This window comes from Janthinobacterium woesei, assembly GCF_051380875.1.
Taxonomy (GTDB): domain Bacteria; phylum Pseudomonadota; class Gammaproteobacteria; order Burkholderiales; family Burkholderiaceae_D; genus Janthinobacterium.
In genome coordinates this window covers 97,061-114,273 of the sequence record NZ_JBNYXW010000008.1, presented here as the reverse complement: position 1 = coordinate 114,273, position 17,213 = coordinate 97,061, and the positions used below count along the sequence as shown (strand labels likewise).

14 protein-coding genes and 1 tRNA gene are annotated in these 17,213 nt (G+C 61.0%); 10 read left to right on the top strand and 5 right to left on the bottom strand.

Going from position 1 to position 17,213, the window contains the following annotated elements; translation table 11 throughout:
- Positions 1–54: 54 nt before the first annotated feature.
- A complete protein-coding gene (locus tag ACQ4W6_RS10890) occupies positions 55–2,313 on the bottom strand; it encodes a putative bifunctional diguanylate cyclase/phosphodiesterase (RefSeq protein WP_436567212.1) in 2,259 nt (752 codons plus the stop codon).
- 389 nt (positions 2,314–2,702) lie between these two features.
- Between ACQ4W6_RS10890 and aroC the strand changes: the two genes are divergently transcribed.
- A complete protein-coding gene (gene aroC, locus ACQ4W6_RS10885; protein ID WP_436567211.1) occupies positions 2,703–3,797 on the top strand; it encodes a chorismate synthase in 1,095 nt (364 codons plus the stop codon).
- 156 nt (positions 3,798–3,953) lie between these two features.
- Here aroC and ACQ4W6_RS10880 read toward each other — a convergent pair whose 3' ends face one another.
- Together ACQ4W6_RS10880 and ACQ4W6_RS10875 are read right to left on the bottom strand one after the other, a co-directional pair.
- The gene (locus ACQ4W6_RS10880; protein WP_436567210.1) at positions 3,954–5,450 is read right to left on the bottom strand and encodes an HDOD domain-containing protein; all 1,497 of its coding nucleotides are present in this window, start codon (positions 5,448–5,450) and stop codon (positions 3,954–3,956) included.
- The gene (locus tag ACQ4W6_RS10875) at positions 5,447–7,186 is read right to left on the bottom strand and encodes a putative bifunctional diguanylate cyclase/phosphodiesterase (protein WP_436567209.1); all 1,740 of its coding nucleotides are present in this window, start codon (positions 7,184–7,186) and stop codon (positions 5,447–5,449) included. The genes ACQ4W6_RS10880 and ACQ4W6_RS10875 overlap by 4 nt, the downstream gene beginning before the upstream one ends.
- Positions 7,187–7,563: 377 nt before the next feature.
- Between ACQ4W6_RS10875 and ACQ4W6_RS10870 the strand changes: the two genes are divergently transcribed.
- The 4 genes from ACQ4W6_RS10870 (at position 7,564) to ACQ4W6_RS10855 (ending at position 10,954) form a co-directional block, all read left to right on the top strand.
- A complete protein-coding gene (locus tag ACQ4W6_RS10870) occupies positions 7,564–9,258 on the top strand; it encodes an isovaleryl-CoA dehydrogenase (protein WP_436567208.1) in 1,695 nt (564 codons plus the stop codon).
- A 155-nt stretch (positions 9,259–9,413) separates the two neighbouring features.
- Positions 9,414–10,064, top strand: coding sequence for a uracil phosphoribosyltransferase (upp, locus tag ACQ4W6_RS10865; protein WP_436567207.1), 651 nt, complete (start codon positions 9,414–9,416; stop codon positions 10,062–10,064).
- A gap of 24 nt (positions 10,065–10,088) precedes the next feature.
- Positions 10,089–10,451 carry an Hpt domain-containing protein gene (locus ACQ4W6_RS10860; RefSeq protein ID WP_436567206.1) on the top strand — a complete coding sequence of 121 codons (363 nt, stop codon included), beginning with the start codon at positions 10,089–10,091 and terminating at the stop codon, positions 10,449–10,451.
- 299 nt (positions 10,452–10,750) lie between these two features.
- On the top strand, positions 10,751–10,954 hold the full coding sequence (locus ACQ4W6_RS10855) for a cold-shock protein (protein ID WP_010398811.1): 204 nt from the start codon (positions 10,751–10,753) through the stop codon (positions 10,952–10,954).
- Positions 10,955–11,251: 297 nt separating this feature from the next.
- Here the strand turns inward: ACQ4W6_RS10855 and ACQ4W6_RS10850 are convergent, their stop codons facing one another.
- A complete protein-coding gene (locus tag ACQ4W6_RS10850) occupies positions 11,252–12,163 on the bottom strand; it encodes a LysR family transcriptional regulator (RefSeq protein WP_436567205.1) in 912 nt (303 codons plus the stop codon).
- Between the two features lie 215 nt (positions 12,164–12,378).
- Between ACQ4W6_RS10850 and aceB the strand changes: the two genes are divergently transcribed.
- On the top strand, positions 12,379–13,977 hold the full coding sequence (gene aceB, locus ACQ4W6_RS10845; RefSeq protein ID WP_436567204.1) for a malate synthase A: 1,599 nt from the start codon (positions 12,379–12,381) through the stop codon (positions 13,975–13,977).
- A 79-nt stretch (positions 13,978–14,056) separates the two neighbouring features.
- Here the strand turns inward: aceB and gloB are convergent, their stop codons facing one another.
- Entirely contained in the window at positions 14,057–14,866 is an 810-nt protein-coding gene (gene gloB, locus ACQ4W6_RS10840; RefSeq protein WP_436567203.1) for a hydroxyacylglutathione hydrolase, read from the bottom strand.
- A gap of 19 nt (positions 14,867–14,885) precedes the next feature.
- Here gloB and ACQ4W6_RS10835 point away from each other — a divergent pair, with 19 nt between their 5' ends.
- From ACQ4W6_RS10835 to ACQ4W6_RS10820, 4 genes are all read left to right on the top strand, one after another.
- Complete coding sequence (locus ACQ4W6_RS10835; protein WP_436567202.1) at positions 14,886–15,662, top strand: class I SAM-dependent methyltransferase; 777 nt, start codon at positions 14,886–14,888, stop codon at positions 15,660–15,662.
- Positions 15,655–16,104, top strand: coding sequence for a ribonuclease HI (gene rnhA, locus ACQ4W6_RS10830; protein ID WP_436567201.1), 450 nt, complete (start codon positions 15,655–15,657; stop codon positions 16,102–16,104). The genes ACQ4W6_RS10835 and rnhA overlap by 8 nt, the downstream gene beginning before the upstream one ends.
- Before the next feature lie 128 nt (positions 16,105–16,232).
- The gene (gene dnaQ / locus ACQ4W6_RS10825; protein ID WP_436567200.1) at positions 16,233–16,949 is read left to right on the top strand and encodes a DNA polymerase III subunit epsilon; all 717 of its coding nucleotides are present in this window, start codon (positions 16,233–16,235) and stop codon (positions 16,947–16,949) included.
- Between the two features lie 82 nt (positions 16,950–17,031).
- Positions 17,032–17,106 (top strand) — tRNA-Val (locus ACQ4W6_RS10820).
- The last annotated feature ends 107 nt before the right edge of the window (positions 17,107–17,213 follow it).

Sequence of the window (17,213 nt, the reverse complement as noted above, 5' to 3'; positions counted from 1 at the left end):
AGAATAACGCCGGCAGATGCCGGCGTTATGCATTCCAGGGGCAAGTGGCGCCGCTCAGGCTGCGCCGGCAAGCGCCTCATTGTTCAGCCAGGTACCCAGCGCCGTAGCCGTCATGGGACGGGCGAACAAAAAACCTTGCGCCATCGGGCAGCCCAGCGCTTGCAGGATCTGCGCCTGCCGCTCGTCTTCCACGCCTTCGGCGATGACGGCCAGGCCCAGGTTGCGGCCCAGCTGGATGACCATTTCGGCGATGCTGCTGCCGCGTGCGGACCCGGTGATTTCCGTGACGAATGCGCGGTCGATCTTCAATCGGTCCACTTGCAGGCGCTGCAGGTAGGACAGTGAGGAAAAGCCCGTGCCGAAGTCGTCGATGGCGATGCTCACGCCCGTTTGCTTGATCTGCCACAACATCTTGATCAGCATGTCCGGCTCTTCCATGGCCATCGATTCCGTGATTTCCAGCTCAATGAACTCGGGCGGCGCCTGCGTCTCTTCCAGCGCCGCGCGCAGCATTTCCAAAAATAGCGGGTGGCGGAACTGCACTTGCGACACATTGACGGACATCACGAAATTGCGGTGGCCCTGTTCACGCAGCAGCACCAGTTCGCGGCAGGCCGTGCGCAGCACCCATTCGCCGAGTTCGATGATGATGCCGGAATATTCGGCAATCGGGATGAAACGGTCGGGCGAGATGAATTTTCCATCGGGCGTCTGCCAGCGCAGCAGTGCTTCGGCACCCACGGGGCGGCGCGTGCAGAGGTCGATTTGCGGTTGATATACGACAAACAACTGTCTCTGGCTGAACGCCGTGCGCAGCGCATGCATCATGCGTACCCGCTCGCGGATTTCGATGCCCATGCTGCGCGAAAAGTAGAAGTGGCCGGCCCGCTGCTGGCTTTTCGCCCGTTTCAGCGCGATATCGGCGTCTTTCAGTGCATCGGCGCCCGTACCCGTGTGCTCGCCCAGGCGCACCAGGCCCAGGGTGGCGGACAGCTGCACGTCCTGGCCATCGATGCAGAACGGCGCCTGGAACAGGGCCAGGATCTGGCCCGGATTGACTTGCGATGAATCGCCCAGCACGCAAAAGATGTCGCCCCCCAGGCGTGCCACGGTCAGTTGCGAACCCAGCTGCGTTTGCAGCCGGCCCGCCACCGCCACCAGCAGCAGGTCGCCGAACTGGTGGCCAAGTGCGTCGTTGGTTTCGGCAAAGTGGTCGAGGTCGACCAGCGACAGCGTGGCGTCGTCGCGCGCGGGGCCGGCCAAGGTGGCGTCGAGGATTTCCACCAGGCGCGTGCGGTTGGGCAGTTTCGATAATTGATCGTAGAAGGCGGCATTATGCAGGTGTGACACCAGCTCGACGTTGTCGAGCCCCACGGCGACGTTGCTGCAAAACACTTCCAGCAAGCTTTCTTCGATGGCGGAAAGGGGACGCGGCAGCAGCAGATAGGCGGCCGCGTCGCCGCTAGCCTTGCCGGCAAAATACAGGGTGGCGTAATCGTGCGTATACACATTGCGCCGCTGCGCCAGGGTATGCTCGATGGCGGCCATCACGCGCGGGTTTTGCCTGCCGCACAGGGCACTGTGCGGCAAGCAGGAAAAGCTGCCCGTGCAGGCCGAGACGAGCAGTTCCTTGCCCCCACTGCCCTGCATGTCCTGCACGCACAGCACGCCATCGGCGCGGATGCCCAGCAGCTCGGCGATCTGCGCCAGCACGCCGGCCGAGAAATTGTGTACGCCGTGCAGCGCCATCAGCTGCGTGCTGGCGTGGACGATCTGGCCCAGGCCGCGCAAGCTGCTGCTGATCGAGCGTATCTGTTCGTACGAACGGATGGCCGCCGTCACGGTGGTGAATAGCTTGATGCGCGTCAATTCCGACTTGGTCTTGTAGTCGTTGATGTCGAAATCGCGGATGGCGTCGATTTCCGGCGCATAGCCGGGCTGGCCCGTGCGCAGGATGATGCGCACATCCGTCATTTTCAGTGTTTCACGGATGTAGCGCACCAGGTGCAGGCCCGCGTCGTCCTGTTCCATGACCACGTCGAGCAGGATGACGGCGATATCGCTTTCATGCTTGAGCAGCTCGCGTGCCTGGCCGGCCGAATAGGCGTGCACGAACTCCAGCGGACGGTGCTGTATTTCCAGGTTGCCCAGCGCGAAAGTGGTGGTGGAGTGGACGTCTTCATCGTCGTCGATGATCATTACCCGCCAGACGCTGCGTGCGATGGCCAGCGCTGGCGCTGGTTGTTCATCGAGGAATACCAGGTCGTCGTGATCGTCCTTGTTGGCGTCAAGGGGGATGATCGGTGCGGGCATGTATAGCTTCTCCAAGATGACTCAGTACGGAATGCTGGCACAGCGAAAAACAGCACTCACATATTCGCAAGGCTTGCGTATTTTCGGGTGATTGTTCGTCCAAGTATATAGCTATTCAATAAGCAAAATGTTTTTTAAGCCTATTCCGTAGAGCAATATTTCTTGTTTTGTATGATTGCAACTCTTGTTTGGTATTTTTAACACGAAAAAAACGCGGGATTTTAAAAATGGCGATAGTCGTTGAGAAGGAATCGGCTGCAGGGTCGCCGTGGGATGACGCCGTGAGGTAACGCCGCGGGGTAAATAACGCGCCTGGCCGTGGCATTAGCGGCATGGCATGCCCCGCAGGCTGGTAGAATTGTGTTTTCCAGTCCTTCACACTTCCTACTATGTCCGGCAATTCTTTTGGCAAGCTGTTTACTGTTACCACTTTCGGCGAATCGCATGGCCCGGCCATCGGTTGCGTGATCGACGGCTGTCCGCCGGGCCTGGTTCTGTCGGAAGCCGATATCCAGCCTGAGCTGGACCGCCGCAAACCGGGCACGTCGCGTCACGTGACGCAGCGCCAGGAATCGGATACGGTGGAAATCCTTTCCGGCGTATACCAGGGCCTGACGACGGGCACGCCGATTGCGTTGCTGATCCGTAATGAAGACCAGCGCAGCAAGGACTACGGCAATATCGCCGAAAGCTTCCGCCCCGGCCACGCCGACTACACTTACTGGCACAAATACGGCGTGCGCGACCCGCGCGGCGGCGGCCGCTCCTCGGCACGCCTGACGGCGCCCGTGGTGGGCGCGGCGGCGATCGCCAAGAAATGGCTGCTGCAGCAGTACGGCACCACCTTCAAGGGCTGCATGAGCCAGCTGGGTGATATTGCCGTGCCGTTCCAGTCCTGGGATCACGTGCATGGCAACCCGTTCTTTGCCGCCAGCGATGACGCGGACCTGATCGCGCGCATGGAAGCGGCCATGGACCAATTGCGCCGCGACGGCGACTCGATCGGCGCGCGCATCGACGTGATCGCGCAAAACGTGCCCGTCGGCCTGGGCCAGCCCATCTACGACAAGCTCGACGCCGACATCGCCTACGCCATGATGGGCATCAATGCCGTCAAGGGCGTGGAAATCGGCGCGGGCTTCGATTCGGTGGCGCAAAAAGGTTCGGAACATGGCGACGAACTGACGCCGGAAGGTTTTATCGGCAATAACGCCGGTGGCGTGCTGGGCGGCATTTCGACGGGGCAGGACATCAGTGTCTCGATCGCCATCAAGCCTACGTCGTCGATCCGCACACCGCGCCGCTCGATCGACAAGGAAGGCAACCCTGTCATGGTGGAAACGTTCGGCCGCCACGACCCGTGCGTGGGCATCCGCGCCACGCCGATCGCCGAAGCCATGCTGGCGCTGGTCTTGATCGACCACGCCCTGATGCACCGCGCGCAATGCGGCGATGTGTCGGTGGCTACGCCGAAGTTGAGGTAATTGTTGAATCTGGTCGTGTAACAACGGCGCTTGCGACACCTGACAAAACCGTAGCGAGCGGAAGGGAGATGTGGCCGAGAAGCGCAACTGTACTTTACGTACAGTGAGCATCGCAAGCCGCATATCGCGACGCGCAGTAGGTTTGGTCAGGTGTTTTCATGCAACCTTGTTTGCCACCAGTTCCACTTGGTGGCGCATCTCCACCGACTGCACCAATAACGCCCGAATATCGTTGATCAGGTTGAATTCCGTCTGGTTCAGCTGGATCGGCGGGAAGCTGTCGTCCCAGTCGCCATACAGGAAACCGGTCGGGTGGCCGTTGGCCGACAGGGGCAGCACGACAAAGCTGCGCGCTTCCGACAAGGTGGATTTCCACCATTGCGGCAGCTTGGCGGCAAATTTCGGATCGCGCGCATTGTCGATGAAGATCACGCGGTCGCTATTGAGGGCCGCATGGAATACGTTCGGCTCATACGTGTCGCCGAACACCATCAAGTCCTGTAGCTTGGCCATGCCTTCGCCCATGCTGATGCGGGCCGAATACAGGTGCTCCTTGTGGTTGCGCACGAAGGCAACCGAGCGCGAAAAATCGAAGCCCTGATGCAGCGTCTCGAGCGCCATCGAGACCATCTGTCCGGGACTGGCGCTGCCGATGGCGCCGCGCAGGTCGGCCAGGCCGCTGATCAGCACGCCGTTGCCCTCGGCGCGCAGACGCGTAGACGCCAACTGGCGTGCGCGCCGTTCGGCTGGTTTCGACAGCGGCGCGATCGACAGGTCGGCCGCCGCCATCATCTTCGCCTTGTCCACCGCCATGTTCAAGTCATTCGCCGCGATACCGAGAGTGCCCGCATAGCTGTCGATCAGCGCGTGCACCTGCGCCGCTCCGGCCACATCGTCATGCCACAGCGAGTCGGCGCAGCGCGCCGCCATCGTCGACAGTCCTGCCATCCAGTCGGCGCCGCTGGCGGGCGCGTTGTCGGGCGACGGCTCCATCGGACGCATGCCGTTGATCAAGTGCTGCGGCAAGCCCCAGTGGGCGGCCGTGGCGTAGCCCAGCTCCGGCAGCGACAGGCCGAGGATGTCGCGCGCGGCGGCCGCCTCGTTGCCGGGCCCCGCGTGCGCCTGCATGCTGGCCCAGAAGTCGGTCATGTAGAACGTCACCATCATGCGCCCCAGAGTGTGCAGCATGGAGCAGACCACGGCTTGCTCGGCCTGCAGGCTGCCGGCACTGGTGGCCACCTGCTGCGCCACCATCCCGGCCAGCACGGCTTTTTCCATTTCCACGTGGGCACTGACGGAGTCCGGCGACGCCTGCGACAGTTCCTCGATCAGTTTCAAGCCCAGCGCCAGGTGGCCGATGGCATCGATGCCCAGCACCAGCACGGCTTTCGAGACCGTGTTGACCCTCTGGCCGAATGCCGAATACATGCCGCTGTTGGCCAGGCGCAGCACCTTGTGCGTCAGGACAGGGTCCGACAGCACCGTTTGCGTGATGTCAAATTCATGGTCATCCTCGCCGCGCATGGCGCCGAGGATGGCGCTGATGGCCTTGGCGAAGCCGGGCATGTCGCCTTGCTGGCGCGTGCGCGCCCACAGCAGCTCCAGGGTGTTTTTGCCGAGCTGTGTTGGTACCGTGAATTGGCCTGGATTCATTGCACCGCTCCGCGCAGTTCATTGGCGGACGGCGTGGGCACCAGCGCCGCATAGGTTTTGTCGCTCAAGGCCGCTAGCGCAGCGTGGGCCGGCATCGGTTTGCCCGTCAGATAGCCTTGCACATACTGGCAGCCGCGCGACTCGATGAAGTGCATTTGTTCTTCCGTTTCCACCCCTTCGGCCACCACCGACAGATTCAAATGCTTGGCCAGGTCGAGAATGGTGTTGCAGATGGCCGCATCCTTGCTCGATGCGGGCAAGTCCTTGATGAAGGTGCGGTCGATCTTCAGCACGGAAATGGGGAAGCGCTTCAGGTACGCCAGCGAGGAATAGCCGGTGCCGAAATCGTCGATGGCGATGCGCGCGCCGCGCTCCGTCATCTTGCCGAGGATGGTTTCCGCGTGCACGGGGTCGATCATCAAGGTCCCTTCCGTGATTTCCAGCACCAAGTGTTCGCCCGAGAGGCCGGAAAAGGCGATGGCGTCATCGAGCACGTCGAGGAATTTGTCGTTGCGGAACTGGCGTGGGCTGATATTGACGGAGATGTACAGCGGCCGTTTGGCCACTTCCTGGAACTGCTTGAGCTGCACGCAGGCCGCTTTCAGCGCCCAGGCGCCCAGCAAATTGATCAGGCCATTGGCTTCGGCAATCGGGATGAAGCGCACGGGCGGCACCAAACCGAGGGTCGGGTGCTTCCAGCGCATCAAGGTCTCGAAACCCTGGATCTGGCGCGTGCGGGCGTCGACGATGGGCTGGTAAAACAGCAGGAATTCGCCTTCGCGCACGGCCTGGAACATGGCCGCTTCCAGCGAAATATCGTGTTCCGACGGGCTATTCAGGCGCGGGTTGTAGACCAGGCAGCGCGCCTTGCCGGTTTCCTTGGCGCGCGACATGGCCGCATCGGCCAGCGCCACCAGGCGCACTTCGTCGTCCGCGTGCAGCGGGTAGATCGCTACGCCGACCGAGGCACCCACGTAAATCGTGTGGCCGTCCACTTCAAACGGCGCCTGCAAGGTGGCCAGCAAACGTCCCGTCACCAGCTTGATTTGCGCATCGGTGGTGCTGCCGGGCAGCACGGCGACAAATTCATCGCCGCCCACGCGCGCCAGGGTATCGCTGTCGCGCAAGGTCTTGCGCAGGCGCGCCGCGGCCAGGCGCAGCACGGCGTCGCCGATCGGGTGGCCGAGGCCATCGTTGACTTTTTTAAAGCCATCGAGGCCGATGGTCGCCACCGAAAAGCCCTGGCCCGAACGCGCGGCCTGGGCGATCACCATGCGGATGCGGTCTGACAGCAGCAGCCGGTTCGGCAAGCCCGTGAGTGCATCGTGCGTGGCCATGTGGCGCAAACGCTCTTCCGTGTTGTGCTGCGCCGACGTGTCGCGCCCGACCACCAGCAGTTCTGCGCTGCCGTCCCCGTTCATGTACGAGGACAGGCGCAGCTCGAACCAGATTTCCTGGTCCGGCGTTTGCAGCCGCACTTCCAGGCGGCCCGGCTCGGCCAGGGCGTCTTCCAGCGCCGCTTGCAGGGCGGGGCGCGACGCTTCGGCCGCCAGCGGCAGCAGCAAATGGCCGGCCAGGCCCGATGCTGCGCCGAACAGGGTGGTGGCGCGCTTGCTGGCGAACAGGATCAAGCCGTCCGCATCGAGGCGGAACACGACGTCGCCAGCCTCTTCCATGAGGTTGTTCAGCTCGTGGCGAGCTTCGCGGTGGGCGGCGGATGGGGTACTGGAAAACATCGTGCTGGTTTTTACCTTTTTTTATTAGTCCTGGCGCCCATGGCAGGGCAGGGCGCCAACGAAGAGTGCATGGTGCGGGGAAAACGGTCGCTGTCAGAACGCAATTTACACGAAATGTATCATTGAAAAGCACCCGATTACAGGAAATAGAGCAACATTGCTTCAGGTTTTATAAATATTCCTGTCCTGCTTGAAAAAATCAGCATGCCCGGTGCGCGCCGCCCTTTTCGTTCCCTGCAGAAACATTGCGCCGCACGGCATTCCGGCTGCGCGCTTGCCCCCATGACGTGTTTGCGCTAGTCTGGCTGACAGACGGTGTTGACGGTGCGCCAGTTGCGGCATGGGCGCCATGATAGCAAATCGCAATGGAGATACCCATGAATGCCTTTGACACGCATGAAGTTTTCAACCAGGCGACGCCGTTCGAAAATGTCAATCTGTTCGCCTGCGACCCCGCCTTGATCGAGGCGCTGCTGCGCGAAGGCGGCGGCGCGGCGCTGCAGGAACTCCATGCCCTGGGCGAGAGGCTGGGCCGCGCCGAGACGTATGCGCTGGCGCGCGAGGCGAATCGCCATGGCCCGGAGCTGCAGCAGTTCGATCGCGCCGGCCGGCGCATCGATGAAGTGGGCTTTCATCCCGCCTGGCATGCCTTGATGGAGATATTAATTGGCGCCGGTACCCACGCCTCGCCGTGGGCTGCGCCGGGTCCGGGCGCCCAGGTGGCGCGCGCGGCCGCCTATCTATTAGTGGGGCAGGTGGAAAACGGCGCGCAATGCCCGGTGACGATGACGTATGCCTCGGTGCCGGCGCTGCGCCAGGCGCTTGATTTGCCGCAGATCGCCGCGCGCTGGCTGCCGAAGATCCTGTCGCGCGAATACGATCCCCGTTCGCTGCCGGTGGAGCAGAAGCGCGGCGCCCTGATCGGCATGGGCATGACGGAAAAGCAGGGCGGCTCCGACGTGCGCAGCAATACCACGCGCGCCACACCCGTGCCGTTGGACGAGGCGCGCTCGCTGTTCGGCGAACAGGCGCACGGCGCCTGGCGCATCGTCGGCCACAAATGGTTTTTTTCGGCACCGCAAAGCGACGCTCACCTGATTTTGGCGCAGGCGGGCGAGGGCGAAGATAGTGCAGCACTATCCTGCTTCTTCCTGCCCCGTTTCCTGCCAGACGGCAGCCGCAACGCCATCCGCGTGCAGCGCCTGAAGGATAAGCTGGGCAACCGCTCGAACGCTTCGTCGGAAGTGGAGTTCGCCAATGCCTATGGCTGGCTGGTGGGCCAGCCGGGGCGGGGCATCCCCACCATCCTGGAAATGGCCAGCCACACGCGCCTCGATTGCGTGCTGGGCAGCGCCGGCATCATGCGCGCCGCCTTGACGCAGGCGCTGCACCATGCGCGCCAGCGCGCCGTTTTTGGCAAGCCGCTGGTGGCGCAGCCGTTGATGCAGAACGTGCTGGCCGACCTGGCGCTCGAATCGGAGGCCGCCACCGCGTTTGCGCTGCGCCTGGCGCGTTGCTTCGATGAAAAAGATGATCCGCAGCAAGCGATGTTGGCGCGCGTGCTGACGCCAGCCGGCAAATACTGGATCTGCAAGCGCGGTCCCGGTTTTGGCGCCGAGGCGATGGAAGTGCTGGGCGGCACCGGCTACGTGGAAGATGCGCCGCTGGCGCGCCTGTACCGCGAGCTGCCCGTCAACTCGATATGGGAAGGCTCGGGTAATGTGATGTGCCTCGACGTCTTGCGCGCGTTCGGCAAGTCGCCCGCCGCGCGCGCGGCCCTGGCGGCTGAACTGGCGCTGGCCGGTGATGGGGATGCCGCGTTTGCCGCTTGCCGCGCGCGGCTGCTGGCCGACCTGGAGGGGCAGCAAACGGATGAGTTTGGCGCCAGGCAACTTAGCGAACGCATCGTGCTGGCCGTGCAGGCCGGCTTGCTGTTGCGCCATGCACCGCCATGCGTCGCGCAAGCGTTCCTGCAATCGCGGCTGGTGCAGGCGCCGGGTGGCGCGTATGGCCGCTTGCCGGCCGGCACCGATTGCACGGCCATCCTGGCGCGTGCGCTGCGCGAGTATTGACGTTAACGCGAATCTGGCATCCAATTAATTCGAAAATTCAGGCCACAGGCATGCTGCGGACTGGGATAATGCCGCAATCCATCATTTTATCGACACACAGCGCGCTTGCGGTGCAGGCATGCCGCCGCGCCAGAGAGTAGAGAAAGAAAAACAACATGAAACAAGATCCACGCTTCCCGAATTTGTTCATTACCGATCATCCCTTGATCCAGCACAAACTGAGCCACATGCGTGAGCACGACACGTCGACGCGCACTTTCCGTGAATTGCTCAAGGAAATCACCTTGCTGATGGGCTACGAGATCACGCGCGACCTGCCGCTGACCACGCGCGAAATCAAGACCCCGCTGGTGACCATCGACGCGCCCGTCATTGCGGGCAAAAAACTCGCCATCGTGCCTATCTTGCGTGCCGGCATCGGCATGAGCGATGGCCTGCTGAACCTGGTGCCATCGGCGCGCGTGGGCCACATTGGCGTGTACCGCGATCCGACCACCCATATGCCGGTGGAATACCTGGTGCGCCTGCCAGACCTGAATGAGCGCACCTTCATCCTGTGCGACCCGATGGTGGCGACCGGCAATTCGGCCGTGTACGCCGTCGATGTGCTGAAAAAACGCGGCGTGACGGACGAACAGATCATTTTCCTGGCCCTGGTAGCTGCACCGGAAGGCGTGACCGTGTTCCAGAACGCGCACCCGAAGGTCAAGATGTTCTGCGCGTCGCTCGATTCGCACCTGGATGACCATGCCTACATCGTTCCAGGCCTGGGCGACGCTGGCGACCGTATTTTCGGTACCAAATAATCGACTTTCTCGGCGAGCACTGCGATGGCAACCTTGATCGACCCTGATTTTCGTGCCCGCCTGCGCGTATTGAATGAAAAATACGCACTCGGCGTGCCCGCCCTGATGCAGACGATCGCGCGGGCGCAAGAGCGTTGTGATCATGACGGGCCGCGCCTGGAGCCGTTGACGCAGCTGCACCGCGCCCTGCATGCGGTGGCTGGCTCGGCCGCTACCTTTGGTTTTGCGGCGCTGGGCCAGGAATGCCGGCGCATCGAGCAACTGGTGCGCGTCTTGCTCAATGCATCCGGACAGGTGCTGGCCGAGTGGCCCGCGGTGAGTGCGCAGGTGGGGGCGTTGTTGCGCTGGGCCGAGCGCGATGCGGCCGCCACGCATTTCAGCGCCTGAGCGACCACGTCACGAGTGGTGTGGTTGCAATGATTCATTTGATACAACGCAAAGCCCATGCGTCGCAGATTAGGATATAGTGTGCTTATGCCGCTCGTACGGGGCGCCGCAAGACGGGGATTTGGCTATTAAAGTAGTGTTTGCAAGTTTATTTTGCGAAAGAATGGTTTTTCTCAGTTTTGTTGGTATAATTGGGCATCGTTGGATTCGAGGTAGTAGTGCAGTTTGTCTGTCATTTCTTTCTTGCTTCAAACGATATAACGGGTGCAAGCCCAACTTAACTGAAATAGGAAATTGTAATGGCAACTGGCATCGTAAAATGGTTCAATGATTCGAAGGGTTTCGGCTTTATTACTCCTGACGAAGGCGGCGAAGATCTGTTCGCTCACTTCTCGGCTATCCAGTCGAACGGCTTCAAGTCCCTGCAAGAGAACCAACGCGTTTCTTTTGAAGTGACCGCTGGCCCTAAAGGCAAGCAAGCTTCGAACATTCAGCCAATCTAATACGCTGGATCAAACGAAATAAAGAAATCCTCGGTCTCCGAGGATTTTTTTTCGCCTGGATTTTCGTGATGCATGGGTTTTATGGGCGTTTACGGGCTGCGTGGCTGCTTCTTGGCTGGCTTTGGTCGACCTGCGCCGTTGTGGTTTAGTTCCTTAACGTCACGACGCAGGACAAAACCGTAGCGAGCGGAAGGCAGAGGTGGCCGAGAAGCGCAGCCGTACTCTGTACGGGGGCGCCGAGCCGGTGAGCATCGCAGGCCGCCTATGCCGACGCGCAGCAGGTTTGGTCCAGCGTCATCAGATAGCCCGTTCGCGCCAGTAATCTGCTTGAGAATAGCTGTGGCGCAAGAAATCCACGAATGCCCGTATGCGCAGCGGCAAGTGGCGGCGCTGGGCGAAGACAGCGTAAATATCGTTGCCCGGGGCGGCGAACTGGTCCAGCACCGTCACTAATTGCCCCGATTCGATCTCCGCGCCCACTTCCCACATCGAACGCCAGGCCAGGCCCTTGCCGGCCAGCGCCCAGTCGTGCAGCACTTCGCCGTCGTTGCAGACCATGTTGCCTGCCACCTTTAAAATCACATTCTTGCCGTTTTCGCGGAATGTCCAGCCCCGCTGGCTGCCTTCGCCGCTGATCGCCAGGCAATTATGTTTCGCCAGGTCGGCCGGGACACGCGGCGTGCCCGCCCGCTTCAGATAGGCGGGCGAGCCGACCAGCACGCGCTGATTGTCGGCCAGTTTGGTGCTCACGAGGGATGAGTCCGACAGGCTGGCGATGCGGATGGCCACGTCGATGCCTTCGCCGATCAGGTCGACCAGGCGGTCATTCAGGTTCAGCGACACCGTCACGTCGCGGTGTTCTGCCACGAACGAGGGGATCAGGGGCGCCACGTGCTGGCGCCCGAAGCCGGCCGGCGCGGAAATGAGCAGATGGCCACTGGCTTTCACGCTGCGTTCGGCCACGGCCGATTCCGCCTCTTCCAGCTCGCCCAGGATGCGCTGGCAATCCTCAAGAAAGGCCGCGCCTTCATTCGTCAGGGCCAGCTTGCGCGTGGTGCGCTGTAGCAATTTCACACCCAGGCGCTGCTCCAGCGCATCGAGGCGGCGGCCGATCATGGCAGGTGCAATGCCCTCCGCGCGCGCTGCGGCCGACAGGCTGCCCTTGGCGACGACTTCCACGAAGGTCGAAATTTGTCTGAACTGGCCCATGCTGCGCTCCTGTTGTGTCATCACTTGTGATAAAAACGCATAGATGAAGTGATTTTTAATCTCGTTTCCATGCTTTATAGTGCATATACTATAGAACATTACGCCACCTGGCAGCGTGTTTTACGCCGCTGTCCGGCGTGCCGGCAGATCAGTTCAGCTTATACTTTGATAGTCAGATTACTTTTACTTATATTTACTCATAACAGGAGAACTTCATGACGCAGACCACGATCGCCCTTCCCGAAGGCATGCAAATCACGGGCGCCATCGCGCCCGGCTACGCACAGATTTTGACGCCAGCTGCGCTGGCGCTGGTGGCCAAGCTGACGCGTGCATTCGAGCCGCGCCGCCAGCAATTGCTGGCCGTGCGCGTGGAACGCGCCAAGCGCCTCGACGCGGGCGAGCGTCCTGATTTCCTGCCAGAAACCGCGCACATCCGCGACGGTGACTGGAAGATTGCGCCGATCCCGAAGGCGCTCGAATGCCGCCGCGTGGAAATTACGGGCCCGATCGAACGCAAGATGGTCATCAACGCCTTCAATTCGGGCGCCGACAGCTACATGACGGACTTCGAAGACTCGAACACGCCAAACTGGGATAACCAGCTGACGGGCCAGATCAATATGGTCGACGCCGTGCGCAAGACCATTTCGCTGGAACAAAATGGCAAGTCGTACAAGCTGAACGACAAGATCGCCACCCTGGTCGTGCGTCCGCGCGGCTGGCACCTCGATGAAAAGCACGTGCTGGTCGACGGCAAGCGCATTTCCGGCGGCATTTTTGATTTCGCCCTGTTCATGTTCCATAACGCCAAGGAACAACTGGCGCGCGGCGCCGGCCCGTATTTCTACCTGCCGAAGATGGAATCGCACCTGGAAGCGCGCCTGTGGAACGATATTTTCGTCATGACGCAAAATGAATTGGGCTTGCCACAAGGCACGATCAAGGCGACCGTGCTGATCGAAACCATCCTGGCCGCCTTCGAAATGGATGAAATCCTGTACGAACTGAAGGAACACAGCTCGGGCCTGAACGCGGGGCGCTGGGATTACATCTTCTCGTGCATCAAGAAATTCAAGCTTGACAAGGATTTCTGCCTGGCCGACCGCGCGAAAGTCACCATGACGGCGCCATTCATGCGCGCCTATGCCTTGCTGCTGCTGAAAACCTGCCACAAACGCGGCGCACCAGCCATCGGCGGCATGGCAGCCTTGATCCCGATCAAGAACGATCCGGAAAAGAACGACATCGCCATGGGCGGCGTGCGCAGCGACAAGGCGCGCGATGCCACCGACGGCTACGACGGCGGCTGGGTAGCCCATCCGGGCCTGGTGGAGCTGGCCATGGGCGAGTTCACCAAGGTGCTGGGCGATAAGCCGAACCAGATCGACAAGCAGCGTCCCGACATCGACGTCAAGGCGTCGGACTTGCTGAACTTCCAGCCGGAAGCGCCGATCACGGAAGCGGGCTTGCGCTACAACATCAACGTGGGCATCCACTACCTGGGTAGCTGGCTGGCTGGCAACGGTTGCGTGCCTATTCACAACCTGATGGAAGACGCGGCCACGGCCGAGATCAGCCGCTCGCAAGTGTGGCAGTGGATACGTTCGAGCAAGGGCGTGCTGGAAGACGGCCGCAAGGTCACGGCCGAGATGGTGCGCGCCATGATTCCGGAAGAGCTGGCCAAGGTGCAGCGCGATGCGCCAGGTGGCAACGGTCCAACCTATGTGCGCGCCGGCCAGATCTTCGAGGAAATGTCGACCTCCGAGTCGTTCGCCGAGTTCCTGACCTTGCCGTTGTACGAAGAAATCTGATCCTGATCAAATAGCTCGAAAAAAATCCCGGCGCTGCCTGACGGCATCGCCGGGATTTTTTTATTCGGGGAGTGCAAGTTTAAAAGTTATTTTTCCACATGCGTAGTGCGGCAAACGTTTCGACGGGCGATGCATCTGCCGCCAGCTTGCCTGCCACCCTCAGGCTGTTCAGGATCGCCGGCTCGCGGTAGCGCAGGAAAGGGTTGGTGGCCTTTTCCATGCCGATGGTCGACGGCACGGTAGCCAAGCCTTGCTGGCGCTTTTCCGTGTCGATGGCGACTCTTTCCTGCAAGGCAAGATTGCCCGGCTCGACGGCGCTGGCGAAGCGCAGATTGGACAAGGTGTACTCATGCGCGCAAAATACTTGGGTATCATCGGGCAGGGCGGCCAGCTTGCCCAGCGAATCGGCCATCTGGCCTGGCGTGCCCTCGAACAGGCGGCCACAGCCACCCGCAAACAGGGTATCGCCGGAAAATAGCCATGGTGCATCACCGTGCTCCGTTCGCTGGCGAACATAGGCGATATGGCCCTTGGTGTGGCCAGGCACGTCGATGACTGTCAACTGCAAGCCCAGCTCGGGCACGTAGGCAACATCGCCTTCGGCAAGCGGTTCCGTGATGGCTGTGATAGCCTCATTGCGTGGGCCGAAGACGGGCACGGCGAAGTGCTGCAACAATTCAGGCACGCCGCCCGTGTGGTCGGCGTGGTGATGCGTGAGTAAAATGGCGCACAGGGTCAGCTGATGGGCTTTGAGCACATCGAGGATGGCCATCGCGTCGCCGGGGTCGACTACGGCGGCATGGCTGCCATCATGGATCAGCCACAGGTAGTTGTCGGCGAAGGCGGGCACGGCAAGTACCGATAAAGCGTGTTCAGGGGAGTGGGTCATGAGTCAAAGAGAAAACTGAATGGACAGTGTGGCATCCGAAAAATCCATTATAGCGCTTGACGGCTGGCTGCAGACGCCGGCCGGTCTGTACGTGCGTGCCTGGGAGCAGCAATGCCTCGACAGCCTGACGGCCGACATCTTCGGGTTTAACGCCGTGCAGATCGGCTTGCCCCAGTTCGACGCGCTGGCCGCCAGCCGCATGCCAAACAAGTGGCTGCTCGATTCGCGCCTGCCTTCGTATCCGCCGCAGGAAAGCCGCTTGACGCTGGTATCGGCCTTCGACGAGCTGCCGTTCGACTCGCAAAGTCTGGATTTGGTCGTGCTGCCGCACGTACTCGAATTTGCCGCCGAGCCGCATCAGGTCTTGCGCGAAGTCGAGCGCGTGCTGATACCGGAAGGGCGTTTGATCGTCTGCGGCTTCAATCCGGCCAGCCTGTGGGGCGCGCGCCAGGGCCTGGGCCGCGTCACGGGTCGCCATTACTTGCCGCAGGCAGGCGAACTGATCTCTATGCCGCGCATGAAAGACTGGTTAAAATTGATGAACTTGGGCGTCAGCCGCAGCCACTTTGGTTGCTATGCGCCCGCCTGCAAGACGGAAAAATGGCTGCGCCGCCACGCCTTCATGGACAAGGCTGGCGCGCGCTGGTGGCCATATCTGGGCGCAGTGTATATAGTGCAGGCGATCAAGCGCGTCAAAGGGATGCGTTTGGTCGGTCCGGCGTGGACGAAAAAACCGGCGACGGTGCCCGCAGGCGCACCGGTCACGAATAAAAGGCGGGAACAGCAAGATGGATAAGGTAGAAACCAAGGTTGAGATTTATGCCGATGGCGCATGCAAGGGCAATCCCGGCACGGGCGGCTGGGGCGCGCTGATGGTGGCCGATGGTGCCAAGAAAGAAATTTACGGCGGGGAACTGAATACAACGAATAACCGCATGGAATTGAAGGCCGTGATCGAAGCATTGACGGCGCTCAAACGTCCATGCCAGGTGGTGATGTATACCGATAGCCAGTACGTACAAAAGGGCATCAGTGAATGGATCCACGGCTGGAAGGCGCGTGGCTGGAAAACGGCGGCCAAGGCACCCGTGAAAAACGTCGACCTGTGGCAAGCGCTCGATACGGCCCAAGCCGTGCATGAAGTGGAATGGCGCTGGGTGCGTGGCCATAGTGGCCACCCGGGCAACGAACGTGCCGACGAGCTTGCCAATCTGGGTGTGGAAACCGTGCGCGCCTGATCGTGCGTGCCTGATGCGCGCTTGATCGATAGAATTTCCTGCCGCGATACAATGGGCGGTACATAATTGAAGGGCACAGTTTTGCTATACTGTGCCCTTCGCTTTTTGCTTTTACGACTGAATCTGCCATGCGTCAAATTGTTCTCGATACTGAAACCACCGGCCTGAACCCGCGCACGGGCGACCGCATCCTGGAGATCGGCGCCGTTGAGCTGAACAACCGCATGTTGACTGGGAATAATTTTCACCACTACATCAATCCCGAGCGCGATTCGGAAGAGGGCGCGCTGGCAGTCCACGGCCTGACCACCGAATTCCTCAGCGATAAGCCGAAATTTGCGCAAATTGCCGCCGAATTGCGCGCCTACATCGCCGACGCCGAACTGATCATCCACAACGCGCCGTTCGATATCGGCTTCCTCAACGCCGAATTCAAACGCTTGAACCTGCCGCTCGTGCACGAGCAAGTCCATGGCGTGATCGACACCCTGGTGCAGGCGAAGGAAATGCACCCCGGCAAGCGCAACTCGCTCGATGCCCTGTGCGACCGCTATGGCGTCTCGAACGCGCACCGTAAATTGCACGGCGCGCTGCTGGACTCCGAATTGCTGGCCGACGTCTACCTGGCCATGACGCGTGGCCAGAACAGCCTGAGCATGGAAGAGGAAGTGGAGGTGGCCGCCGACGGTGCCGCCCTAGAGATCGTGCCTCTGGCCGAAGTTGTCTTCCTGAGCGCCACTGCCGACGAAATCGCCGCCCACGAAGCCGCCATCGCCGGCCTGGACAAGGCCGCCAAAGGCCAGTGCATCTGGAGCGCCGTCCTCGCGCCACCAGCGCCCGCTTGAGAAAAAAAGCAGGGCGCGACAAATTTCCTGCCGCCAGCCCTTGCAGATGCCGCAACACCTATGCGATAATTTGCCTTGCTTCGGGAGGTTAGCTCAGGGGTAGAGCACTGCATTCACACTGCAGGGGTCGCAAGTTCGAAACTTGCACTTCCCACCAAATTTTTCGTTTTTATTCAATGACTTAGGATTTAATATATTGTCTGAATAGGAACTTGGGGCAAATCTGGGGCAATGGGTTTCGTTCATTGTCCAGCCCCAAACGAT